Source organism: Pedobacter frigidisoli (assembly GCF_032678525.1).
Taxonomy (GTDB): Bacteria; Bacteroidota; Bacteroidia; order Sphingobacteriales; family Sphingobacteriaceae; genus Pedobacter; species Pedobacter frigidisoli_A.
Map to the genome: position 1 here is coordinate 934,040 of NZ_JAVTSE010000001.1, position 23,507 is coordinate 957,546.

General features: G+C 44.7%; 21 protein-coding genes. 17 read left to right on the forward strand and 4 right to left on the reverse strand.

Translation table 11 applies throughout. The features are described 5' to 3' along the window. Nucleotides 1–133 precede the first annotated feature (133 nt). The 4 genes from R2Q80_RS03930 (at nucleotide 134) to fbp (ending at nucleotide 3,054) form a co-directional block, all read left to right on the forward strand. The gene (locus R2Q80_RS03930; RefSeq protein ID WP_316798332.1) at nucleotides 134–517 is read left to right on the forward strand and encodes a VOC family protein; all 384 of its coding nucleotides are present in this window, start codon (nucleotides 134–136) and stop codon (nucleotides 515–517) included. A gap of 71 nt (nucleotides 518–588) precedes the next feature. After that, nucleotides 589–1,290 carry a tRNA1(Val) (adenine(37)-N6)-methyltransferase gene (locus tag R2Q80_RS03935; RefSeq protein ID WP_316798333.1) on the forward strand — a complete coding sequence of 234 codons (702 nt, stop codon included), beginning with the start codon at nucleotides 589–591 and terminating at the stop codon, nucleotides 1,288–1,290. Nucleotides 1,291–1,463: 173 nt separating this feature from the next. After that, entirely contained in the window at nucleotides 1,464–1,955 is a 492-nt protein-coding gene (locus R2Q80_RS03940) for a metallophosphoesterase family protein (RefSeq protein WP_316798334.1), read from the forward strand. 19 nt (nucleotides 1,956–1,974) lie between these two features. Then, nucleotides 1,975–3,054 (forward strand): class 1 fructose-bisphosphatase, encoded by a 1,080-nt coding sequence (gene fbp, locus R2Q80_RS03945; RefSeq protein WP_316798335.1) that lies wholly within the window; start codon nucleotides 1,975–1,977, stop codon nucleotides 3,052–3,054. 25 nt (nucleotides 3,055–3,079) lie between these two features. Here the strand turns inward: fbp and R2Q80_RS03950 are convergent, their stop codons facing one another. Next, entirely contained in the window at nucleotides 3,080–3,715 is a 636-nt protein-coding gene (locus tag R2Q80_RS03950; protein WP_316798336.1) for a DUF6266 family protein, read from the reverse strand. Nucleotides 3,716–4,058: 343 nt separating this feature from the next. Between R2Q80_RS03950 and R2Q80_RS03955 the strand changes: the two genes are divergently transcribed. Beyond that, nucleotides 4,059–4,859: a murein L,D-transpeptidase catalytic domain family protein gene (locus tag R2Q80_RS03955; protein WP_316798337.1), complete on the forward strand. Its 801-nt coding sequence runs from the start codon at nucleotides 4,059–4,061 to the stop codon at nucleotides 4,857–4,859. Between the two features lie 5 nt (nucleotides 4,860–4,864). Here the strand turns inward: R2Q80_RS03955 and R2Q80_RS03960 are convergent, their stop codons facing one another. Then, nucleotides 4,865–6,394: a L,D-transpeptidase family protein gene (locus R2Q80_RS03960; RefSeq protein WP_316798338.1), complete on the reverse strand. Its 1,530-nt coding sequence runs from the start codon at nucleotides 6,392–6,394 to the stop codon at nucleotides 4,865–4,867. Between the two features lie 502 nt (nucleotides 6,395–6,896). Between R2Q80_RS03960 and R2Q80_RS03965 the strand changes: the two genes are divergently transcribed. From R2Q80_RS03965 to R2Q80_RS21905, 11 genes are all read left to right on the forward strand, one after another. Next, nucleotides 6,897–10,001, forward strand: a complete 3,105-nt coding sequence (locus tag R2Q80_RS03965; protein ID WP_316798339.1) for a TonB-dependent receptor — start codon at nucleotides 6,897–6,899, stop codon at nucleotides 9,999–10,001. A gap of 18 nt (nucleotides 10,002–10,019) precedes the next feature. Beyond that, entirely contained in the window at nucleotides 10,020–11,381 is a 1,362-nt protein-coding gene (locus R2Q80_RS03970; RefSeq protein WP_316798340.1) for a RagB/SusD family nutrient uptake outer membrane protein, read from the forward strand. A gap of 2 nt (nucleotides 11,382–11,383) precedes the next feature. Next, nucleotides 11,384–12,313 (forward strand): cyanophycinase, encoded by a 930-nt coding sequence (locus R2Q80_RS03975; protein ID WP_316798341.1) that lies wholly within the window; start codon nucleotides 11,384–11,386, stop codon nucleotides 12,311–12,313. A gap of 42 nt (nucleotides 12,314–12,355) precedes the next feature. Beyond that, nucleotides 12,356–13,687, forward strand: coding sequence for a DoxX family protein (locus R2Q80_RS03980; RefSeq protein ID WP_316798342.1), 1,332 nt, complete (start codon nucleotides 12,356–12,358; stop codon nucleotides 13,685–13,687). Nucleotides 13,688–13,710: 23 nt separating this feature from the next. Continuing rightward, a complete protein-coding gene (locus R2Q80_RS03985; protein ID WP_316798343.1) occupies nucleotides 13,711–15,408 on the forward strand; it encodes a hypothetical protein in 1,698 nt (565 codons plus the stop codon). 3 nt (nucleotides 15,409–15,411) lie between these two features. Further along, nucleotides 15,412–16,008, forward strand: coding sequence for a cytochrome c (locus tag R2Q80_RS03990; protein WP_316798344.1), 597 nt, complete (start codon nucleotides 15,412–15,414; stop codon nucleotides 16,006–16,008). Next, on the forward strand, nucleotides 16,009–17,250 hold the full coding sequence (soxC, locus tag R2Q80_RS03995) for a sulfite dehydrogenase (RefSeq protein ID WP_316798345.1): 1,242 nt from the start codon (nucleotides 16,009–16,011) through the stop codon (nucleotides 17,248–17,250). It begins immediately after the preceding gene. A gap of 5 nt (nucleotides 17,251–17,255) precedes the next feature. After that, nucleotides 17,256–18,698: an NAD(P)/FAD-dependent oxidoreductase gene (locus R2Q80_RS04000; protein WP_316798346.1), complete on the forward strand. Its 1,443-nt coding sequence runs from the start codon at nucleotides 17,256–17,258 to the stop codon at nucleotides 18,696–18,698. 11 nt (nucleotides 18,699–18,709) lie between these two features. After that, on the forward strand, nucleotides 18,710–20,086 hold the full coding sequence (locus tag R2Q80_RS04005; protein WP_316798347.1) for a YeiH family protein: 1,377 nt from the start codon (nucleotides 18,710–18,712) through the stop codon (nucleotides 20,084–20,086). A gap of 122 nt (nucleotides 20,087–20,208) precedes the next feature. After that, complete coding sequence (locus tag R2Q80_RS04010; protein WP_316798348.1) at nucleotides 20,209–20,445, forward strand: UPF0175 family protein; 237 nt, start codon at nucleotides 20,209–20,211, stop codon at nucleotides 20,443–20,445. A 311-nt stretch (nucleotides 20,446–20,756) separates the two neighbouring features. Next, complete coding sequence (locus R2Q80_RS21905) at nucleotides 20,757–20,891, forward strand: DUF3368 domain-containing protein (RefSeq protein WP_410478726.1); 135 nt, start codon at nucleotides 20,757–20,759, stop codon at nucleotides 20,889–20,891. Nucleotides 20,892–20,911: 20 nt separating this feature from the next. Here R2Q80_RS21905 and R2Q80_RS04015 read toward each other — a convergent pair whose 3' ends face one another. Both R2Q80_RS04015 and R2Q80_RS04020 read right to left on the reverse strand, forming a co-directional pair. Further along, a complete protein-coding gene (locus tag R2Q80_RS04015) occupies nucleotides 20,912–21,736 on the reverse strand; it encodes a phytoene/squalene synthase family protein (RefSeq protein WP_316798349.1) in 825 nt (274 codons plus the stop codon). A gap of 47 nt (nucleotides 21,737–21,783) precedes the next feature. Then, nucleotides 21,784–22,413, reverse strand: a complete 630-nt coding sequence (locus R2Q80_RS04020) for a MarR family winged helix-turn-helix transcriptional regulator (protein WP_316798350.1) — start codon at nucleotides 22,411–22,413, stop codon at nucleotides 21,784–21,786. A gap of 197 nt (nucleotides 22,414–22,610) precedes the next feature. Here R2Q80_RS04020 and R2Q80_RS04025 point away from each other — a divergent pair, with 197 nt between their 5' ends. Next, a complete protein-coding gene (locus R2Q80_RS04025) occupies nucleotides 22,611–23,486 on the forward strand; it encodes an AraC family transcriptional regulator (RefSeq protein ID WP_316798351.1) in 876 nt (291 codons plus the stop codon). Nucleotides 23,487–23,507 lie beyond the last annotated feature (21 nt).

A 23,507-nucleotide genomic window follows, 5' to 3' on the forward strand; every position in this document is an offset into this window, starting at 1 on the left:
GCTTTTTTTTTGAAAGCGCAAATTTAGGCTTTTTTCTGCAACTTTGCTTCATAATTCACTCATTCAATCATTCACACATTCATTCAATCCTTAATCGATTCGATCCTTCATTTATTCAAAACCCGATAAAACTATGTTCCTTCGAATTCATCACCTTGCCATCATCTGTTCCAGCTATGAAATATCGAAAGATTTTTATGTCAATAAATTAGGCTTTACAGTCGTTTCTGAGGCTTACCGGGCAGAGCGGAAATCCTGGAAGTTAGATCTTGCAGTAAATGGCATTTATCAGATTGAGCTTTTTTCCTTCGAAAACCCGCCGGCACGCCCTTCGCGGCCTGAGGCACAGGGATTGCGCCATTTAGCCTTCGAAGTGGCCGACATTGAAGAAGAAATCTCAAGATTGAATGGTCATGGTATTATTACTGAAGCCATCCGGGTAGATGAGTTTACTGGTAAAAGATTTACTTTTTTCGCCGATCCGGATGGATTACCTTTAGAGTTATATGAAGCTTAGTCAAATCCGGTCGTCAGTTTCAAATAGCCCACGTCTCATATCTCACTTACCCCCTCTAAAGTCAGCAGCACATGAGCAGCTTTAAGTTTAAACAATTTGAGATTAATCAGTCGGGTTGCGCCATGAAAATCAATACCGACGGCGTGCTTCTGGGCGCCATGGCCGCACATGCCATGCCTCGTAGGATACTTGATATCGGAACCGGTACCGGGGTAATCGCACTTATGCTGGCACAACGCTTCCCAGGTGCCTTTGTCGAAGCCGTAGAAATCGATCAGCAGGCCAGCGAAACCGCGGCGCAAAACTTCATGAATTCCTCTTTTGCTGGGCGCCTGAATTGCAATCACATAGCTATTGAAGCCTATGACGATGCCGGAGAATTTGACTTAATTGTTTCCAACCCTCCGTTTTTCGTAAATGATATGAAAAGTGAGGAAAAGCGTAAGGAAATTGCGCGGCATACTGATTCGCTTTTCTTTGCCGCACTGGTTTATAAAATTAGTAACCTTCTGGCAGATGATGGTTTATTCTGGTTGGTGTTGCCGGTGAAACAGGCTGCTGAAGTAGCCGCCATCGCGATTGACTATGACATATTTCTCACCAGTAGGATAAACCTCCGTTCCGATGAAACGAAACCGGCATTCAGGCAAATCATCTGTTTTGGCAGAAAAGCCAGTGAATTAGTAGAAACTGACTTTTTTATTTACGATGGACCAAGACAACACACCCTGGCTTATCAGGAGGTATTGAGGGATTTTTTTCTTGCTTATTAACGGAAAATCAATCTGCAATCCATGTCAAGATTGTACAATATTGTCTGAGCAGTATAACAATGAAATGATAAAAATAAAAATGGCGAACTTCAGATATGCCGTTTATTAACGGAGCATTTAAACAAAAAATCCGGAGCAGTTTTCAGCAAAATCCGCTACCTTCCAATATAAAAATGAAAAAAATAGGATTAATATCAGATACTCATGGATACCTCGATGAAGCGGTGTTTAAGCATTTTGATGCTGTGGATGAGATATGGCATGCAGGTGATTTCGGTCCAGATGTTGCGGAACCCCTGGCAGCCTTTAAGCCCCTGCGTGGGGTGTTCGGAAACATTGATACTGCGGACATCAGAAGTGACTTTCCAGAACAAAATCGATTTAGCTGTGAGGCTGTAGATGTGTGGATGACGCATATTGGCGGATACCCGGGACGTTATTCTAGTTTTGTTAAGCCGGAAATATACACTAAGCCACCAAAATTATTCATTGCCGGACATTCCCACATCCTCAAGGTAATGTACGATGAGAAAATTAAATGCCTGCATATAAACCCGGGCGCAGCCGGAAAACACGGCTGGCATAAAGTAAGAACGTTGATCCGTTTTTGTATAACTGACGAAAATATTCATACCTTAGAAGTAATAGAGTTATCGGGTAGATAATGTAAAAATTACACTAAGTATGGTTTGTGGCGTTAAAACACTAGGACAATTTATCATAGAAAAACAAGCAGATTTCCCTTATGCAAAGGGAGAACTTTCCAGGCTTCTCCGCGACATTGCGATTGCCGCCAAAATCGTAAACCGGGAGATTAATAAGGCAGGATTGGTCGACATACTCGGCCACATCGGAACCACCAATGTTCAGGGTGAAAAACAGAAAAAACTGGATGTTTATGCCGATCAGCAATTCATTGCCGCTCTTACCAGTGGAGGAGAATGCTGCATTATCGCCTCAGAAGAAGAAGAAGAAATTATTCATATTGAATCGCCGGTTTCACAGAACGCCAAATATATTGTATGTATCGATCCGATGGACGGTTCATCCAATACAGATGTTAATGTGGCCGTGGGCACTGTGTTTTCTATCTACAGGCGAAAATCACTGGAAGGCAGGGCAAGTATTTCCGATGTGCTGCAGAAAGGCACCGAACAGGTTGCAGCGGGTTACATCATCTATGGATCTTCAACCATGCTGGTTTACACCACAGGCAAAGGCGTTAACGGTTTTACCCTCGATCCTTCCATAGGCGAATTCTGTTTATCTCATCCGGAAATGACCATACCTGAAACAGGCGCCACCTACTCAATCAACGAGGGCAATTATGTACACTTTCCTGAAGGCGTTAAAAAATACATCAAGTACTGCCAGGTGGAAGATGAAGCAACTAACCGTCCTTATACTTCCCGTTATATCGGCTCAATGGTTGGCGATATCCACAGAAGTCTGATCAACGGCGGAATTTACATTTATCCAACAACAGCCCGGTCACCGGAAGGCAAACTCAGATTACTTTACGAGTGCAATCCAATGGCATTCATCATTGAACAGGCAGGAGGGAAGGCCTCCACAGGTTTCGAACGTATTCTCGATATTCATCCAACCGAAGTACACCAGCGTGTACCCATCTTCGTAGGCTCAACAAAAATGGTAGAACTGGCCGAACAAATGATGCTGGAATACACAGACAGACCCTTTTCCAGATTAGAAAGGGCAGATGCCAAGCTGGCAGATCTTGGCATCATAGGAGGAATAGACTAAGTCTGTTCATCACACCATTTAATGGTCAAAGCGTAAAGCGCCCCAAATACTGGCTGTCAGATTGAGCACTCCGATCGGCAGCCATAAAACCAATGTAAATATCCACCTCTTTATTGCGCAACTTTACCTTAGGTGTCATCTTAAATTCTCCCGCCTGCCGGTAAGCACCGTCGAAAATTCTTTTATCTACAACTCCTGAAACTGCATCATACACTAAAACCATCAGCTGATCGCCTCTGTGTTGCCATCCTGTGTTCGATTGGTCCCAGCTGATCCTCACTTCTTTACCAGCTCCGATTTCCACTTGCGGATTGACTGCTGGTGCAAGTGTACCGCCACTGATCTTTATCAACTGCGGGTCAATGAAAAAACCATCTGCATTTTGTTGAATTACTTCTTTCATCGTGTAAGAGATTGCACCTCTGAAGCCACCTGTTTTGGTATAATAACCAGCGAAGCCAACCCTCAGCACGTCAATGAAAGGTGAAAGGTAAGTTCGAACCATTTTGAACTTAGCCTGGCTCAACAATTCCTTCGGCGTGAACTTAGTTCTCGGCCTGCGCTTTGCGCGGATGTAGTATTCCTCACCAGTTTGATAGCCCTCTACCGGGCCGATTTTTCCCGAAAATCCATTTAGGATTCCATTTTTTAGTTTTCCCATAATATTGTTTTTTATTGAAGTTAATCATAATGAGTGACTTATGCAAAACTTATAAGAATATTACACAGATCTTACCCAATCCTTATACAGTTCATGACTGGGTAACCACTGGGTAACCACTGGGTGAGCACTGGGTAAGCAGTGGGTAAGTCTGCCCGGAGTATGATCATTATTCAGTCTTTCTATGAGTATTTAAAACATGAGGGATCCAGGCCCATAATCATCACATTTATGCAATCTTTAGCCTCGTGATTTGTGAGGGAAATATCTTTTGTGTATATTTGTAACAAATAAATTACTAATCGCCTATCGAAAAAAACCTACCTAATCAAATCAATCGTTTATGAGAAAATACGTTTTAGGATTGTCAGGTTTATTTATTATAGTTTCTTCACTATTGTTTACTGCTTATAAAGGCAGCAGTCGCAAAGACGAAAACAAAATTAACAGTAAAGCCATGCCGCTTGAAAAAGCATATGAAAGCTACGCGAAGCATGTGTACGATGCTGCACGCCTTCAGCAGGCAGGACTTGCGTTTCCAGTATTTGAAAGGGCCTTAACGGGTTATTACAATCTGGGTAAAGATGCGAAGGCTGCACATAATTCATTGCTTACTATTGCCGACTTTGATCAGCTGAGCACCAAAAAGCGTTTATATGTGATCGATCTGGAAAAAGATAGTATTGTGCTGAATACCTGGGTTGCCCACGGGCAGCGCAGCGGGGAAGATAATGCTGTAAAATTTTCCAATCAGAATGATTCATTTAGCAGCAGTATTGGTTTTTACCTTACCGGAGAACAGTATGTAGGTAAGCATGGTCGCTCGTTGCGGCTGGAAGGTATGGACCCGGGGTTTAACGACAATGCACGTTTGCGCTCCATTGTTATCCACGGTGCAGACTATGTGAGCGAAGGAACCATTGCCGCGCTTGGCCGCCTGGGTCGTAGTCAGGGTTGCCCGGCAGTGTCAACGGAGCTTTCTGATCAGCTCATTAACACACTTGGATCGGGAAGTGTACTTTTTATTAATAAATCTGATCAGCAATATCACTCCAGCTATTTAAATGAAAAGGAGGCTGCAGTTTATGCGAACCTCCCTGAACATGTTAGTGATTATACTTATGCTTCAGCTATGGTGGATTAAGCCTGTTAAAGGCGTCCGAGGTAGGTGAAAAGCACCGCATCAAGGCCATAGATATCTCTTGCGAACCTGAGCTTTCCTGTTCCTGCATCCATCCAGCAGTTTTGATAGCTCAGGTAAACAGGTACTTTTTTATCCAGTGAGAGATTTTCTGCTTTTGGTGTTTTGCTAGCCATCTCTGTTTTAATTTTTTCAAATTTGCTGCCACTACCAAATAATGCCTGCGCCAGTTCGAGTGGTTTTTCAACCCGCACGCATCCGTGGCTCACCGCCCGAACCGGTAGTGAAAAAGCGGCTTTCGCTGGAGTATCGTGCAGATAAACACTGCTCTGGTTATCAAAAAGAAACTTGATTTTACCCAGGGAGTTATCATCTCCCGGACGTTGTTTGAAGGTATAAGTTTTTCCTACTCCAGCAGCCGACCAGTCTATCGTTTCCGGATCGTCAACTTTTTTTCCATTGTAAAACACATCAATATTATTGTTTGAGAGGTAATAGCGGTCTTTTGCAGCCTGTACGCTTATCTCATTTGTAGCGATACTTTCGGGTATATTCCAAACCGGGTTTACCTGAACACTGTGGATTTCACTGCTCAGCTGTGGGGTTTCCCGGTTAAATGGCCTGTCTTTTTTAAGGTCATTTTCATCATATTCAGTGAGGGCAACAGCGGCGTTATCATTACGACCTTCACCTACACAAACCTTCATCGCAAGCTCAACACGGTTCTGGTTGATCACCTGAAGAGAAAAATCAGGTATGTTCACAAATACATATTTATCCTGCGTGGGTCTGTTTTTCCAGCGCATGCGTTCCAGGTTTACTTTGAGGATACGCGCTGTTTCTTCTGCCGACAAACCGGGAGCGGTCTGCTTATCTGCTAAGGCAGCCTGCATCAATAAATAAGCTTTATCTTTTGGTTGTATGCTATCCAGAAAAGCGTCCAGGTCTTTGGTTTCAAATACTTTTGTAAAGCTCACTGAATCTGGTCTTTTTGTGGAGGTATAATATTGTGCATAAATGCGCCGTGGAGAAATGATACCAAACTGCATGGCGTTCGCATAATCCGTAAGGCTTGAAGCTGCAGCGATTTCCAGTCCCACCAATGCAGCATAAGCTTCGTCTACATTTTTAACTGATTCCTTATCGTAGATTTTACTAATGAAGCCATTTAGTTTTTCCAGTCTGAACATTTCCACGGGCAGGCCGTGGGCCGATACCCCGGCAATACGGAGTGCGGCTTTTTTGATGCTGCTGTCAGCCAGGAACTTCATGGTTAAAACCGGTTCATAATCTTTGGCAGCATATAGCGCTGCGGTGAAATCCGGATTGCGTAAGCTTTTGTCTGCTGTGATAGCGGCTTTCAGCTTTTCTGCAAAAACCTCCGCATCAATTTCTTTAAAAACTTTATTTCCGCTTTCTTTTGCCACCAGGGCACCAATATCCGAACGACTTCTTTTACAACCTTCAAACATGAACAGTAGCGCAGAAAGTACAATCAAAAATAGTCCGGCTATAACCGGACTCGGGAATCTCTTCATTATCATACCCCTATAAATACAAAAAACCGCAAATTGTTTTGGTGAATCTATTCAGGTTTATTCGCCGGTTATCTGCTGAGCAAACATGTGGCATCGTGAATAAAGGATTTCTATGATAAGGGTCCTGGTAAATTTTATTAAATAAATATATAATCTATGGTTTTGGTAGATTAAATTTAATTTTCTATGTTTGCTTCATCATGAACAAAGCATTACCACCACTGCTAAAAGCATTTAAGTTATTTGATTACAGGATCTTGAATCATCTTATCTCTTTCCCGAAATTGATTCCCTGTTGTAGGTAGCCATAATTCCAAATCAAGATATTTTCCAACCAGTCCTATCTCAATTTAAACATATGTGTTAAAACACCTCATAAAATAACCGGCAAGGAAGCCTTGCCGGTTGCTCAGGAATATCAACTCTGTAACGCCAATCACGCGTTGATATCCTCCAGTTTTCAGCCAATGAACCGAATCATTAACATAAAACCCAGTTAAATATGGACATATTTCTCCATAAGAAAAAGTATTTTATACAGTCGAGCCTTGTTTTTCTTCTTCTGCTCATTACCGCAAGTGCATCTGCCCAGGTAGAACCGCCGCCAATTATCAATTCAAATCTCCAGGGGATTGTTAAGGATTCTTTAACCAGGCAACCCCTTCCGGCTGTGGTGGTACGGATTAAAGGCGTTACGCACTCAGTATCCACAGATGGAGATGGAAAGTTTGTGTTTGTTACCGGACAAAAGCTTCCCTATACCTTAATTTTAAGCTACATCGGTTATCAAACCAAAGAAATTGTGGTAAACCAGAGTCCGGTAACCATTATGCTTAGGGAAACCAGTAGTCAGTTAAACGACGTGGTGGTGGTTGGATATGGCACGCAGACCCGAAAATCATTAACCGGTTCTGTCTCCACCATCGCAGTTGATGAAGTGAGAAATAAACCAACCGCAACTTTTGCGGAACAGCTTCAGGGAAAGGCACCCGGATTACAAGTAAGTACATCCACCGGTATTCCTGGTGACGGAATGTTTATCCGAATCCGGGGAACAACTTCTATCAATGCCAGTAACGATCCGCTTTATGTGATAGACGGCGTTTATGTCAATAACAGTTCCCTTCAACGCATTACTACCCAGGGACAGGCCAATAATCCGCTATCCGACATCAATCCGGAGGACATTGAGAATGTAACGGTACTTAAAGATGCTGATGCCACGGCAATTTATGGTGCGCGGGCGGCAAACGGCGTAATTGTGATTACCACCAAACGTGGTAAATATAACACCGGACCGAAAGTAAGCCTGAATACCTATGTAGGTTTCGCTAAAAATCCTAAGCTGTGGGAGCTGGTAACAGGACCTCAGCATGCAGAGCTGATCAATGAATTCTACCGGAATTCGAATGCTGATGCCATTGCAGCGGCAGCCGCTACCGGTACAGCACCGGTTACCACCTATCGCTTTCAGCCTTTCAGGGCATTGACAGATAACCCTGGTGCTTCACCAGCACCCCGGGGCTTGCCTCAGGATCAAAAAACATACGACCGTTTAAGCAAAGCCTTCCGCACCGGATTTCTGCAGAATTATGATGCATCGGTATCAGGTGGAAATGATAAAACCACTTATTACATCGGTGGGGGGCTCAATAAGCAGGAGGCAACACTCAAAACGAACGACTTTCGCCGTGGCAGTTTTAAAATCAATCTGGATCAGAAAATCGGCGACCGCATTACCATTGGTACAAGCAATATCATTACGCAAACCTACCGCACCAATGCCCGGGTAGGGGATGGTCCTCAGGGCGGTATTCTCCAGTCGGCCCTGCACACACCAACTTACCTGCCCGAGGTAAATGCCGACGGCACACCAGGAAAATGGGCAGGATTTGATAACCTCGACATTCTGCTGGCGAATACCAATATGAACAGTACCAGTAACCGCTTAATCAGCAATGTATATGGCGAGGTGAAGATTTTTAAAGACCTGACATTCAAAACCAGCTGGAGTGTGGATTATAACCAGTATAACGAATATCAGTACTGGAACAGCCTCACTAACCTGGGCATTGCCAATAAAAACCTGGGTTCGAACAGTGTAAGCAATAATACCATCTGGACAAACGAGCAAACTTTAAATTATAATCATACGTTTGGAAAGCATGCTGTTGGTGCTTTAATTGGTAACTCGCTGCAAGGTTCGGTAACCAATCAGGTACTGGCCACCGGAACGAATTACCCTAACGATTCATTCCAGCAGATTGCTTCTGCCGCAACTACTACCTCTTCCGCTCAGGAATCAAAATATAAGCTTTCTTCATTCTTTGCCCGGCTAAACTACAACTACAATGGCAAGTACTATGCGGTGTTTAGTATTCGTGGCGATGGCTCATCCCGTTTCGGTACCAACCATCAATGGGGCTATTTCCCATCGGGCGGTTTGGCCTGGAGGGTTAAAGGAGAAAACTTCCTGAAAGATGTAACCTTTATTAGCGACTTAAAACTTCGTGGAAGCATTGGTATCACGGGAAATCAGAACGGCATTAATGATTTTGCTTCGCGTGGCCTTTGGGGCGCCGGTGCAAACTACCTTAACAATCCCGGAACTACCCCTTCACAGCTTGCTAATCCTGACTTAAAATGGGAAAGTACGCGTCAAACGAATATTGGACTTGATTTAAGCCTGTTTAAAGACCGCCTGACCATTAGCGGAGATGTTTACGAAAAATACACCAGTAATCTTTTGCTCAATCTTCCGTTGGCATCCAGCAAAGGCTTCTCCTCAATCTTAACGAACGCCGGGGAAATGAGCAACAAAGGGCTTGAGCTGAACATCAGCAGCACCAATATCGACAGTAAACTAAAGTGGAATACCAACTTCAACATCTCCAGAAACATTAATAAAATTGAAAAGCTGCCAACACCTGTGGTAGCTGCCTATGCTGCCCAGAGAATGGTTCAAGGCTTGTCGATGTATACTTTCTTTGTTTATAACCAGCTTTATGTCGATCCGCAAACCGGTAATTCGGTTTATGAAGATGCTGATAAAAACGGCGTGATCAATTCGAACGACCTGGTGCCTGCAGGGAATGCGTTGCCAAAGTTTAGCGGCGGGATCACCAACAACTTCAGCTATCAGGGATTCGATTTGTCGGTGTTTTTCAATTTCGTGTACGGAAATAAAGTGTATAACAACAACAATTATTTTCTGGAAGGTGGGGGTACCCGCGATGCCAACAGGGCAATGGATATTTATCAGCTGAGCCGGTGGCAGAAGCCTGGCGACATAACTGATCTGCCACGTCTTACTGCCTATGGCCAGAACTATACGTTAAGTCCAACCAGCAGAAATATCGATGATGGTTCTTTCATCCGCTTAAGCAATATCACACTGGGCTACAACCTGCCCAAAGCTTTTATCAAAAAAGCCCGGATGTCGGCGGTAAGGGTTTATGCCAGCGGCTCGAACCTGGCTTTATGGACAAAATATAAAGGTCCGGATCCGGAGATCAATGTTTCATCGTCGGCCACTGTTCTGGGCTACGATTTAGGCACTCCTCCAATGCCGAGAACTTTTCAGTTGGGCGCAAATATCACCTTTTAATTCCTAAGCAATTACAAAATGAAAAAGATTATATACCTCTTCGCTTCCGTTCTGCTGCTTTCATCCTGCAAAAAATTCCTCGAAACACAGCCACAATTACAGGTTGACCAGGAGCAGGCCATTATCAATGCCGGCACAGCATCAACAGCGGCAAACGGGCTTTTTAACCTCCTGGCCAGTAACAGCTATTACGGCTCCAACTTCCCGGCACTGTCATATCTGTCGGCAGGAGATATTCAGTGGTCCGGATCTCAATCTGACCCTAATGAAATTACCAAGCACCTCACTTCGGCCACCAATGGCTATGTGCAGTCGGCATGGACCGCGATTTATAAAACGATATCACAGGCCAATCACATTATCGATAAAGTTCCGGGTGTGGGCGATCCCTTGTTAACGAACACATTAAAAAACCAGTATCTGGGTGAAGCTTACTTTGTGCGGGCCCTGGCCTATTTCGATCTGGCCAGAGGATGGGGTGGTGTTCAACTTATCCTAAAACCCACCAATTCTTCTACAGACAATTCAGATATTCCACGCAGTAGCCTCGCAGATACTTATGCCCAAGTATTGAAGGACCTTAATGCAGCTGAAGGGCTTGTTCCTGTTGCGGTAAACAGAAACCGGGTAAGCTTAAAAACCGTTCAGGCACTTAAAGCCAGATTTTACCTGTACCAGAAAAATTGGGCACTTGCAGAGCAATTTGCCACTTCGGTGATTGGCGATAATTCAAATTATGCCCTGGTAACGCCATATAGTGCTTTTTTTGCCAACAGTGCCGTTACCACGAGCGAATCGGTTCTGGAGCTGGCCTACACCACTTCCAATACTAACGGACATAGCAACTGGTGGCTGCCACCAGCTTTAGGTGGCAGAAGAGAATGGTCTCCTAACGATGCATTGGTTGCTTTATTGAACAACCCGGCCATAGGAGGCAATCGCAGTGCGTTGATTGCACAAACAGCCGCTCCTGGGAATTTATGGTATGGAAAACTTTACTACCGTACCCCTTTAGGTACCGACCCGGCTTATGTGATCCGCATTTCAGAACTTTACCTGATCCGTGCAGAGGCCAGGGCCTATCAAGGTAACCTTACAGGTACAAACAGCGCCATCAGCGATTTGAATGCCGTAAGGGCGAGGGCTGCTGTTACCGCCAGCACGGCCGCTACACAGGCAGATATCCTGCTGGCCATTGAAAAAGAACGCCAGGTGGAGTTTCCGTTTGAAGCCGACCGCTGGTTTAATCTGGTGCGGACTGACAGGGCACAAACGATTTTAGGCCTGCCCGACAAACACCTGTATCTGTTCCCTATACCTTATAACGAAACCCTGGTTGACCCGCAGCTTGCCGGTTCGAACCGTAATCCCGGATATTAATCATGAAAAAATTAATTATACTACTATTCGCAGTACTGGCAATTAATCCAGTTGTTTTTGGGCAGCGTTCTCCAATAACGGTGAAGCAATCCGTTACCCGGCATGGTCCGGAAAAGGGATGTCTTTTGATTATTGGAGGTAACGTAGGCAGTCAGCGCGACATATGGGATAAATTTACAGCGCTTGCCGGCGGAAAGGAAAAAGCGGTTGTAGTGGTGGTGACCACTGCCGGCGGGGATTCTGCGGCATACGATCAAAAAGGGGTAGAGGAAGTAAAGCGCCAGACCGGGATCAGGAATGTTACCCTGTTTCATACCAATGACCTGAAAGAGGCAAACAGCGAAAAGTTTATTGCACCACTCCAGAAAGCAACAGCAGTTTATTTCCAGGGGGGCAGGCAATGGCGGATTGCCGATTCTTACCTCAACACCTTGAGCCATCAGGCATTTATTGATGTGTTGAACAGGGGAGGTGTAATCGCCGGAAGTTCGGCGGGTGCATCTATTCTCGGTTCTTTCCTGTGGCGTGGCGACACGAAGGGTGCTCAGCTTTTGGTGGGCGATCATACACAAGGACTTGGCTTCCTTAAGTCTTCGGCAATCGATCAGCATTTGCTCGTTCGTAACCGCCAGTTTGATCTGGTGAATTTTATTCGAAGCGCACCTGACTTTATTGGGATCGGGCTTGATGAGGCCACTGCGGTGCTTGTGCAAGGCGATAGCCTTCAGGTTTTAGGACGTTCGGTAGCCGCAATATATGATTATCAAACCATCATCAGCAGCGAAAACAAGCATGTGGTTAATGGAAGCGAGGACTTTACCGCTTCCAGCGGGCCCTTCTTTTTTCTGCGCGCCGGACAAAAATATGATTTATCCAAAAGGCAGGTGGTTAAAGAGGAACGGGTAACCACTGCCGCTGCGGGCAAACTCTAAAAACCGATAAACAGACATTTATATTTTTTTGATAAAATGGCGATGAATAACAATAGTATAAGCAACGAAAGTGGATGGACCGTTACTGAAAAGGGATTTTTCAGGTTCTTTTTTATCTACTTCATTCTTCAGTCCCTTCCATTAAGTGTCGATTTTTTCCATATCGTTTTTGGTTTCAACTGGTTCCATATCCGTTATGGAGATATTTTTAACATCAGCCGGCTATCGGCGAAATTTATTCCGGGGGCAGATAGTTTTTTAAACTGGATCATCCTTGCCATATTTTCAGCTGCAGGTGCTTTTTTATGGTCGAAACAGAAAAAAGAAAACTACAACTATAATGAACTTTATTACTGGCTAAGGGCAATTGTCCGCTACAGGCTCGCTATCGGAATTATTGGTTATGGTTTCCTGAAATTCTTTCCAATGCAGGCACCCTTTCCGTCAATCAGCAATCTGAACACGGCCTATGGAGATTTCTCTGAATGGAAAATTTTTTCCATGAGCCTGGGGATTGTTCCGGGTTACGAATCTTTTTTAGGAGGCGTGGAAATTGTAGCGGGCTTACTCCTGCTTTTCCGTAAAACCGCTTCTATCGGGGCCATCATCATTTTGATTTTTACCGGTAACGTGTTCATCTCCAATCTGGGCTATGGTGGTGGGGAATATGTTTACGCTTCTTACCTCATCAGCTTTGCGGTTTTTGTGTTGTGGTTCGATGCACAACGAATTTATCGCCTCATTTCTCTGGAGCTTCCTACTCAACCGAATTTATATCAACCGGCGTTCAGGCCTGCAATGAAGTCATTGCGCCTGGTGGCAAAGGCATTTGTCCTGATTTTCTTTGTGTTCTTCTACGGTCTGAAAACCTATTTTGGCCTGCGTCGAGATCCTTATCAGTTTCCCCGGAAAGCGGGACTGGCCAGGGCGGCCGGTATTTACAATGTAACTGAGTTTAAGCTGAATGGAAAAGTCATTCCATATGATCCGTCAAATACTTCGCGCTGGCAGAATGTCGTTTTCGAAAGGTGGGCAACGATCAGTATCCGTTCCCCGCGTACTGTAATCACCGATTCTGCCAATTATGAGCAAATTCTTTCGGATGATAAAAGCCGGAACTACGAACTGGCAGGTTCTGGCGGACGGCACTATTACGATTATACCGTGGATACCCTCAAAAATCAACTTTTGCTTGAAAATAAAAATAGTCATTACCTGCAGGAAAGGCTACGCTTTAATTTCAGCAGGCCAGATACGGCAACCATTATTTTATCCGGACAAAACGAAATCGGAGATTCAATAGCGGTAACGTTAGTCAGGCTCCATAAAAAATATCCGGTTAAACTTGGGCGAAGAAAAACCCTGAAACTTTAACCACAACGCAAAAAAAAAATAATATGTCTGAGGATATACAACAAAATACAGCCACAGCAACCCAGGTGAAGCTGGCTCCTTCGGGACCATGGTCAGGGCCAAAACGTTTTGGCTTCGGGGTGCTTTTCATTTTTATGCTGGCCATGTGCATTCCATTTTCATCCAACTGGTATAAAAATCTTTTCACGTTAGACTGGACGCGGCCGCATTACCGCGATCTTTATGATATTGCACGTTTTCAGCCGGCTTTCGTTTCCTTATTCAGTGGTAAACGAAACCGTGATATTACGGATGCTCCAGGAGCAAATGATCATGAGGCTAAGAAAAAGAAAACCGGTCAGAAGGGTGAGCCTGCAGAATTGAAAAAAGAGAAATCTGCTAACCAGACTGCTACGGGCATGCCACCGAAAAGAGGATTTCTAATTGACTATATTGATTGGGCAATAGCTTTGCTTATTGGATTAATTGGTGCCCTGATCTGGTCGGCATTTGATCGGAGATCAAAATCCTACCCTATACTATATTACTGGATCAGGGTTGTAGTGCGCTACCGTGCAGGAATCGGCATCATTGGTTTTGGTTTTACCAAGCTGTTTCCAACGCAGATGCCTTTTCCCTCACTGGGACTTTTAAATACCAATTTCGGAGATTTCACTGCCCAGAAAATTTACTGGCTTTCGGTAGGTATAGTTCCATGGTATCAGGTTTTTGGAGGCGTTGTGGAGATTCTGGCGGGTGCACTGCTTTTCTTCCGGAAAACCACCACCTTTGGTGCCATACTGCTGATTGCAGCACTCGGAGATATCACTTTTGTAAATTATGCTTACGATGGTGGCGTGCATGTATATGCATTTTATTTCGTTGTACTCGGGCTTTTCCTCGCAGCCGACGATTTTCCTAAACTTTATAACCTGCTGATTTTAGAAAGGTATACGGTTCCCTTTAGGATTTACCCGGATTTCAGGAAACCACTATTGAAGTACACCAGAATTGGATTGAAGGTACTTACCTTTGTTATCTTTTTTGGGGTAATGACTTACACCGAGATCATCAATTTTAAATATGATCCATATAAACAACCTGCCACTGCCGGCGTCAGGAATCTTCGTGGAAACTACCGTGTAAGCGTATTCAAAATTAATGGCGTGGATATTCCCTACAACCCGCTCGACTCGACGCGATGGCAGGAAGCCACTTTTGAAAACTGGAGTACCCTGACTTTTAGGGTCAACCGCCCTGTACTAGTCGACCCCTCTAACGGTGGGGGGAGCCCGATGCGTGATATTCAGCGAACTTTTGAAATCAGCGGGGTTGCAGGTGGACAAAGGGCTTTCCACTATTATGCTGACACGCTGGATAAGGTATTATACCTGCAGGATAAGAATGTGATGGCGCTCCGAAATGTAAAAACGGCAGATACTTCAGGGAATAAGGATAGTTCTTCTGTAAACTGGATCAGCCAGAGCGCCTGGAAGCACATTGGTGATGAGAATAAAATGATCGATCGATGGGCATGGTCTACCCGGCGCGACAGGGAATTTGCAGAAAAGCCACGGGATTTGAAAAGAAACCGGATGGTGTTAAAATATCAGACTACAGATGGTTCGAGCATAATCCTTTATGGAAAAAATGAAAACAGCGATTCTATTTATGTGGTGTTAAACCGCTATGAAAGAAAATATGTGCTGCCGAAAAGCAGTTTAAACGCAGGGAAATACTAAGCGATGAGAAAAGTAATGATCATGTTCTGTTTTGTATCGCTGGCGATGTGTTGTGCCGTCAACGAAAGTTCAGTTGCGCAGTTCCGCTATGCTACGCCAGCGGATAGTTTGAAGCGGATGCTAAAGTTTGGCTTCGGCCGCACAGCAGGAAAAGCTGAAATCGCTGCCTGGGATATCGACGTGAGGCCAGACGGCAAGGGCTTGCCGGCAGGGAGGGGGGATGTGAAAACAGGACGGCTCATTTTCGTTAAAAAATGTGCACTATGCCATGGCGCCGGGGGCAAGGAAACTCCGGGAGTCAAGCTGTTGGGCGGAGCACTGGTAGGTGATTCCCTAAGTAGCGGCAGGGTAAAAACCATCGGCAACTATTGGCCATATGCCACAACGCTTTTCGACTACATCCGGCGGGCCATGCCTTACAATCTTCCAGGCTCACTGAGCAATGATGAGGTTTACGCTTTAAGTGCTTACCTGTTGCATGCCAACAAAATTATCGGGCAAACGGTGGTGATGGATGCCGTCAACCTCCCTAAAATTGTAATGCCTGCCAGAAAAATGTTTGTGATGGATAATAGAACCGGCGGAAAGGAGATCAGGTAAATGGCAGGAAAGGAAAAGATAAAACAGCAAACAGGGAAGATCAGCAGAAGGACTTTACTTGGGGGGGTGCTCGCTGCTGCAGTATTGCCGGTGGGCGACTTGCTGGCATTCGAAGATTCGAAAGCGCGAAGGGCCGGGCTTGCCGATGATCCAACCAAAGTACCCGGCCCCGGGCCAGGTACCCTTGGAAAACGATCGCCTTTTGAAAAACCGGTTAAGAAGCCTTCAGATATATCTTCACGCACACCATTGCAGGATTTGCACAGTACCATTACGCCCGCCGATTTGCATTTTGAACGCCACCATGCCGGTGTTCCGACAATTGATCCGGCAAAACACGAGTTGCTGATACATGGCCTGGTTGGTACGGCAATGAAATTTACGCTGGCTGATTTGAAAAAATTCCCATCGGTTACCCGGACCTGTTTTATTGAGTGTGCCGGAAATTTCAGGACGGGAAAAGAAGAAATGACCCCTCAGGATATCCTTGGACTTACCAGTCAGAGTGAGTGGACCGGGGTAATGTTGTCGGTGCTGTTTAATGAAGTCGGGATCGATCCGCAGGCGAAGTGGTTTCTGGCTGAGGGTTCGGATGCAGCAGTGATGACCCGAACCATACCGCTTGCAAAAGCATGGGATGATGCGATGATTGTATACGCGCAAAATGGAGAGGCCATCCGGCCGGAGCAAGGTTATCCCATGCGTTTGTTACTCCCCGGATTTGAAGGAAATATGAATATCAAGTGGCTGCGCAGACTCAAACTTTCTGAGGAACCATACATGACCAGAGAGGAAACTTCAAAATATACATATCCGGTAAAGGATAAAATAAGAATGTTTAGCTTTGAGCTGGATGCTCGTTCCATCATCACTTATCCGTCGTACCCGGCAAGAGTTGCCAGGGGTTACGTGCAGATCCGTGGGATTGCGTGGAGCGGCAGGGGGAAGGTAGACCAGGTGGAGGTAAGCACCGATAAGGGAGAAAGCTGGCAGAAAGCCGTGCTCCAGGAACCGGTTTTGAGCAAGGCCCATACTTATTTCCGGTTCGACTGGAACTGGAATGGTGAGGCTACGGAAATACTGAGCCGGGTGACCGATGAAACAGGATACCTTCAGCCCACTTTGAAACAGTTAATTGAGGCCAGGGGACCAAATATTGGTGGCTATCATATGAATCCGGTTACGGCCTGGCAAATTAAACAAGACGGTTCGGTATTATTTAAGCCCGAATCTTTAAAATAAAGCAGATGAAACTCGAAAAGCGTGATTATGATGCGGTAGTGGTGGGATCGGGACCGAATGGCCTGGCGGCGGCAATTTTAATGCAGCAGCAAGGCTTGTCGGTACTGATTATTGAGGGTAAAGATGATATCGGTGGTGGGCTTGCCTCCAGGGAACTCACCCTGCCTGGTTTTACGCATGATGTGTGCTCAGCTATTCATCCGATGGCGCTGGCATCTCCTTTTTTTAAAACACTGCCCCTTGCTGAACATGGTTTGCAGTATATCCATCCGCCGCGTTCTGCAGCACATCCGTTCGACGACGGAAGTGTGGCCGTACTTGATCAGTCAATAGCCGCCACAGCTGAGTATCTCGGGGTAGATGCTGCAGAATACACCAGACTGATGCAATCACTCAGCCAAACCTGGCCACTGATTGATAAAGATGCCCTTGGAACCCTGCATTTCCCGGAGCATCCGCTGGAGATGGCAGGTTTTGGATTAAAGGGACTGACCAGCGCCAGCCATTTCGTTAAGCGGTTTAAAGGTAAACATGCCCGCGGGCTTTTTGGCGGGATGGCAGCACATTCCATTCAGCCATTAAACAATCTGAGTACTACAGCCATTGGTCTGGTATTAATGACTACAGGTCATTTACAGGGCTGGCCCATTCCAAAGGGTGGGTCGGTTGCTATCGCCAATTCGCTGGCAGGTTATTTTAAGTCGATTGGCGGTAAAATTGAAACCGGAACATATATTTCTTCGCTCGCCCAGTTGCCTGGTTCACATGTTGTGTTATTTGATATCACCCCCAAGCAGTTGTTAAAAATTGCCGGACACGAATTTTCTTCGATTTACAAATGGCAGCTGGAGCGCTACAGGTATGGAATGGGTGTATTCAAAATTGACTGGGCACTGGATGGACCTATACCATTTACCGCCGAAGCATGCCGGCAGGCCGGCACTTTACACCTGGGTAATACTTTTGAGGAAATTGCCCAAGGTGAATGGCAAACCAGCCGGGGAAGGCAGTCTGAAAAACCTTTTGTGCTACTGGCACAGCAAAGTCTTTTTGATGCGTCACGGGCTCCGGAGGGCAAGCAAACAGGCTGGGCTTATTGCCATGTTCCCAATGGTTCAACGCAGGATATGACAAACGCAATTGAGGCACAGGTAGAACGTTTTGCACCAGGATTTAGGGACAGAATTATCGGGCGCCATACCTTTAATACCAATCAACTCGAAACGTATAACCCCAATTATGTTGGTGGCGACATCAACGGCGGGATACTGGATATCGGTCAGCTCTTTACCCGTCCGGCATTGCGCTTATCGCCCTATAAAACTTCCAAAAAAGGATTGTACCTCTGCTCGTCCTCAACGCCTCCGGGTGGGGGCGTGCATGGAATGTGCGGGTACCATGCAGCTAAAGCTGCCTTGAAAGATATTTTTAATATTAAAATCAGATAAAAACAAATCACATGTCAACAGAGAACACTGCTATAGACCAATCAGCGGCACTTACAGATTCGGGGATTGTACCAGATAAGAAAACCTTTTTTCAGTCCATTACCGAAGACTGGTGGGCGGTTATTCTTGGCTTTATCATTATCGGGGTAGTACTTTATTTAACCCAAAACGGAACCACTATCAGCTTGCCTGCCTACAAATGGCGTAGCCAGACCGATCTTTTCGAAAAAATCCTTTCACAGGCAAATTTGCTCCTTATATTGGAAACAGGTGTCATTTTTCTGGTGCTGGCGGGCTTTGCGATATTTCTTTCAGGAGGAAATGTGTTACGCTTTTCTGCAGGTTTTCTGTTGATTTACCTGTTGGCCACTGTTTCCTTCATCATTGGAGGAAACAAAAATGTAGCCTACTATGGTTTGGAATACGTGGTTTTTGCCCTGCTTATTGGTATTGTGCTGGGTAACCTGATTTCCTTACCAGCGTGGCTGAAAGAAGCCGTGCGGTCAGAGTTTTACATCAAAACCGGATTGGTAATCCTGGGAACAACTATTCTTTCTGCAGATTTGATCAAAGCGGGCCTACCGGGCGTAATCCAGGCCGTAATTGTGGTCAGTGCAGTATGGTTCTTTTCGCTTTGGCTAAGCCGGAAACTGAAAGTCGACGATGAGTTCGGGATCATTCTGGCTTCGGCAGTTTCCATTTGCGGGGTTTCTGCTGCTATCGTAGCTGCCGGTGTAATTAACGGCGACAAGCGTAAGTTATCTTATGTGACTACGCTGGTGCTGATTATGGCCATTCCAATGATGGTTATACTGCCCTGGGCGGTTAAATACTTTCATATTCCGGAAGTGATCGGAGGGGCCTGGTTAGGGGGGACTTTAGATACCACCGCTACAGTTACTGCGGCCGGAGATCTGGTTGGTCCGGTAGCGGTAAAGGCCGGTGTGATTGCCAAATTCTCGCAAAATGTGTTTATTGGTGTTGCGGCTTTTTTTATTGCGATCTGGTGGGCCTATAAAAAACCGAAGGACAACGGAGCGCTTGCAGCATCTATCAAAGTGGAGCGCCCCGGGTTAAAGGTAGTTTGGGAGCGTTTCCCAAAATTCGTTCTGGGTTTCATTGTCGCATCGCTCGCATTTTCTTTCTTACTGTCAGTAGAAACAGCAAAAAGTGTGGCGCCCACACTGAATGGCCTTCGAACCATCTGGTTTGCGATTGCCTTTATTTCTATAGGGATGGAAGCTAAATTTTCATCACTTGTAAAGCTGCAGGGGGGTAAACCGGCATTGACTTTTGTAGTTGCCCAGATTTTCAATATCTTCTGGACATTATTATGGGCTTACATTCTATTTGGAGGATATTTATTGCCTGTCCCGGATTTTAAGTAGGGGCGTAATAAAATCGTGGCTTTCAGGTTTAAACCAATTTTTGATTTTATCTACCACCCATAAGTTGGTTTATTAACGGTTCTCATTTTGGTTGCAATGTTAAAAATGTCTATCTTTAGGTTATGACTACAATGACAATACGTGTTCCTGATGCACTTGAGAAAGAGCATGATGAAACTATACGCCTTATTGCAGCCAAACTCTATGAAGCAGGCAAACTAAAATTAAGAGAAGCTGCTGAAATGTGTCAGATGGAAAAATGGGATTTTGCCGAAATTTTAATCCTCTACGGTGTTCATTACCTGGATGAGAGTGCAGCTGAAGATCTCGAAACTTACAACCATGCCCAGTCTGGATAAAATTGTAATTACTGATGCCAGCTGTTTCATTACGCTGGATAAATTGGGGGTCTGACTTTACTTCAGCACTTATACCAGCAAGTGATAACAACACCTGAAGTCGCAGCTGAATACCGAAAACGGTTGCCGACTTTGTAGAAGTAAAGGCTGTTAAAAATCGTGATTTACTTTATCAATACGCAGAATCCGTGGATATGGGTGAGGCTAGTGCAATGGCGCTAGCTTCAGAAATTCAAGCAGATTTACTTATTATTGATGATGCAGAAGGACGAAAATTTGCCAAAAAACTCTAACTTAAAATCACAGGCACTATTGGTGTTATACTTAGCGCAAAGTTAAATGGTATTATTTCAGCTGTCAAACCATATTTGACAAAGGTTCAGCAAACAAACTTCCGCATATCTGAATCATTAATTACTCAAATTTTGAAAGCAGCCAAAGAATAAGATTGCTGCTAAATAGAGGCTTACTTCCCCTGCACCCACGATCCGCACATTAGCGCAAATTTATGCATATTCGAAATCCTGATCCGGCGATCCATAATCTGGGTGGCTGATTTCTTTTTAATCTTTTCAAAAAGCGCTCTGTAATAAACATAGGCCAGGTAAACGCCTTTTCTGGATGATTTGGGTAACTGGAGAATACCTTTCAGAGAAGCATCGAAATCTTCCGTGATCTGCTGCTGGATCATCAGTTTCTCCTGTTCCGAAAATGCCGACAGGTTAACCCCTGGGAAGTAACTTCGGTTCAGTAAAAAGTAATCCGCTTTCAAATCGCGTAAAAAGTTTACTTTTTGAAAGGCGGCACCCAGTTTCATGGCTGGTTCTTTCAATTTTTGGTAGCTGGTTTCATCACCGTTTACGAAAACATGCAGACACATTAACCCTACAACCTGTGCCGAGCCTAAAATATACTGTTCGTATTTTTCAGGCGTGTATTCCTCTTTTTGGAGATCCATCTCCATACTCTTCAGAAACAGGTTAATGAGCTCCATTTTGATATTGAACTTGTGCACAACCTGCTGGAAGGCATTTAATATTGGGTTTAAGCTGATCCGGAATTCAATGGCCTCCATGCAATCTCTCCTGAACTTCGCCAGTAATGATGGTTTATCATAATCATGAAAGCTATCTACAATTTCATCCGCCAGGCGAACAAAACCATATATAGCATAAATGGGATCCCGGTAGTTTCTATCCAGCGTACGTATACCCAAAGAAAAGCTGGTACTATAATTTTTAGTTACTATCTCACTGCACTGTGCAGAAACCCTGTCAAAAATATTTTTCATAATGATGGACAAATTGTATTGATCATTTTGTCGAGCGAACGTAAACGCTATCTGTTTAAAATTTTATGTTTTTCGAAAACCTGTTCATGATGGAAATTTTCCAGTTTTTGAAGTAAGGTAATCAATTTAATTTTCTCATCGGGCGAAAGTGGTTCGGTAACACTGGCGGATGCCAAACGGATTTTATCCATGATTTTTTCCAGTTCCTCAGTTCCCTTGTGGCTGATCCGGATCACACTACTTCGCTTATCTATATTTGAAGGCTCCTGTTCAATCAGTCCTTTATCGAACAGCCGTTTGATGATTAACGTACCCGCCGGCTTGTCGTGAATATTGTGCTTAATGAGGGCCGATTTGCTCATACTCCCTGCAGAAAGCAAACTAATCAGGTAAATAAATTCATCGGGAGTGGAAAACTTACTTCCCGCTATTGCGCTACGGGCATGATTTTTAGCATAACGGTAAAGGTGCACCAGCGAGGTGTTGATGACACTATCTGCCGATCGTCCACTGGCTTTACCCATCCATTCGGGTGCGCCCGGTTTAGTTGCTGAATGATCGTTTGCCTGCCCGTCAAGCCACATATGGAAAGCATTAAGATTATCCTGTGGGTTTAAACCACTGGTTTCATAACGCTTTACCAGTGCCAGTAGTTCATTCACAAGGTTATACATCATTTTGATCCGGCTAAATATAGGGCTGTATATTTATATACAATTATAATTAAATAAAGTTCATAAATACACCAAAATATCCACAAAAATCCTACAGCGGGTAAATGAAGAGGAGTCTGATAAGCGGGTTCAAGGATCCGATCTTAAATAATTTTAGTATCATGTCTTTCTTTCCTAAAAATAATTTCTTTTATTTAGGCATGTCCCAACCCCTTCCATTCCAGGCAATGCTTGAAGCTGCGCCGATCCAGATTTTGAAGATGAGCGGCTTTCATGATCCTTCATCTGATTTTCCCCACAGGCATGAGTTTTACATGCTTTACTGGACAGTGAGCGGGAGTGGAGCGCATAGCATTGATTTCAGTCCCTTTGAAATGCGTCCCGGAAGGCTTTTCTTCCTGCATCAAAACCAGGTACATCAGGTAGCGCAGTATCCTGAAGATGGTTGGATGGTGCTTTTCAATATGATGTGTTTCCGGGAATTTCTAAAAATGAACCCCAAGCAGGAGCAGAATGGTTTGTTCGATAATTTCAATAACATCCCTTATGTTGATCTCGACGACCAGCTCATCATCACGCTAAACAACATTGCCGCTTTGTTGGTGCAGGAACTTTCGACAGGTATCAATATGGATATCGCGCAAAATTACTTGTCTATATTGCTGCTGCACGCCGGGCAAAAATATCTGGCGCAAAATAAATTTTCGATATCAGGCCTCGATACAGAGATTGTGCGTGGTTTGAAAGTTTTGATTGAAGCCAACTTCAGATCGAAACGAACCAGTTCCTTTTATGCAGCCGAACTGGGGCAATCGCCGAGAAAACTAAACGAGCTTACCTTCAGGACCATGGGGGTATCGGTGCAGGACATCATTAACCAACGGCTGCTGGCAGAAATTGAAGCCGCACTGGTGGGGAGTAATATTTCTGTGAAGCAGTTAGCTTACGATCTGGGCTTCACCGATCAGCCGCACCTGACTACCTTTTTTAAGAAACACCGGGCAGAAACACCGGTTGCCTTCAAAAACAGGTATTTGCCTCCGCACAATTATACAACTAAAGTAGCGAGTTCGTAAAAGTATTTTTCTTATCCGGCA

Bases quoted from the DNA above. Each gene is read 5' to 3' on its own strand.
- R2Q80_RS03930 (WP_316798332.1), top strand. From the start codon at position 134: ATGTTCCTTCGAATTCATCACCTTGCCATCATCTGTTCCAGCTATGAA.
- R2Q80_RS03935 (WP_316798333.1), top strand. From the start codon at position 589: ATGAGCAGCTTTAAGTTTAAACAATTTGAGATTAATCAGTCGGGTTGC.
- R2Q80_RS03940 (WP_316798334.1), top strand. From the start codon at position 1,464: ATGAAAAAAATAGGATTAATATCAGATACTCATGGATACCTCGATGAA.
- fbp (WP_316798335.1), top strand. From the start codon at position 1,975: ATGGTTTGTGGCGTTAAAACACTAGGACAATTTATCATAGAAAAACAA.
- R2Q80_RS03950 (WP_316798336.1), bottom strand. From the start codon at position 3,715: ATGGGAAAACTAAAAAATGGAATCCTAAATGGATTTTCGGGAAAAATC.
- R2Q80_RS03955 (WP_316798337.1), top strand. From the start codon at position 4,059: ATGAGAAAATACGTTTTAGGATTGTCAGGTTTATTTATTATAGTTTCT.
- R2Q80_RS03960 (WP_316798338.1), bottom strand. From the start codon at position 6,394: ATGAAGAGATTCCCGAGTCCGGTTATAGCCGGACTATTTTTGATTGTA.
- R2Q80_RS03965 (WP_316798339.1), top strand. From the start codon at position 6,897: ATGGACATATTTCTCCATAAGAAAAAGTATTTTATACAGTCGAGCCTT.
- R2Q80_RS03970 (WP_316798340.1), top strand. From the start codon at position 10,020: ATGAAAAAGATTATATACCTCTTCGCTTCCGTTCTGCTGCTTTCATCC.
- R2Q80_RS03975 (WP_316798341.1), top strand. From the start codon at position 11,384: ATGAAAAAATTAATTATACTACTATTCGCAGTACTGGCAATTAATCCA.
- R2Q80_RS03980 (WP_316798342.1), top strand. From the start codon at position 12,356: ATGAATAACAATAGTATAAGCAACGAAAGTGGATGGACCGTTACTGAA.
- R2Q80_RS03985 (WP_316798343.1), top strand. From the start codon at position 13,711: ATGTCTGAGGATATACAACAAAATACAGCCACAGCAACCCAGGTGAAG.
- R2Q80_RS03990 (WP_316798344.1), top strand. From the start codon at position 15,412: ATGAGAAAAGTAATGATCATGTTCTGTTTTGTATCGCTGGCGATGTGT.
- soxC (WP_316798345.1), top strand. From the start codon at position 16,009: ATGGCAGGAAAGGAAAAGATAAAACAGCAAACAGGGAAGATCAGCAGA.
- R2Q80_RS04000 (WP_316798346.1), top strand. From the start codon at position 17,256: ATGAAACTCGAAAAGCGTGATTATGATGCGGTAGTGGTGGGATCGGGA.
- R2Q80_RS04005 (WP_316798347.1), top strand. From the start codon at position 18,710: ATGTCAACAGAGAACACTGCTATAGACCAATCAGCGGCACTTACAGAT.
- R2Q80_RS04010 (WP_316798348.1), top strand. From the start codon at position 20,209: ATGACTACAATGACAATACGTGTTCCTGATGCACTTGAGAAAGAGCAT.
- R2Q80_RS04015 (WP_316798349.1), bottom strand. From the start codon at position 21,736: ATGAAAAATATTTTTGACAGGGTTTCTGCACAGTGCAGTGAGATAGTA.
- R2Q80_RS04020 (WP_316798350.1), bottom strand. From the start codon at position 22,413: ATGATGTATAACCTTGTGAATGAACTACTGGCACTGGTAAAGCGTTAT.
- R2Q80_RS04025 (WP_316798351.1), top strand. From the start codon at position 22,611: ATGTCCCAACCCCTTCCATTCCAGGCAATGCTTGAAGCTGCGCCGATC.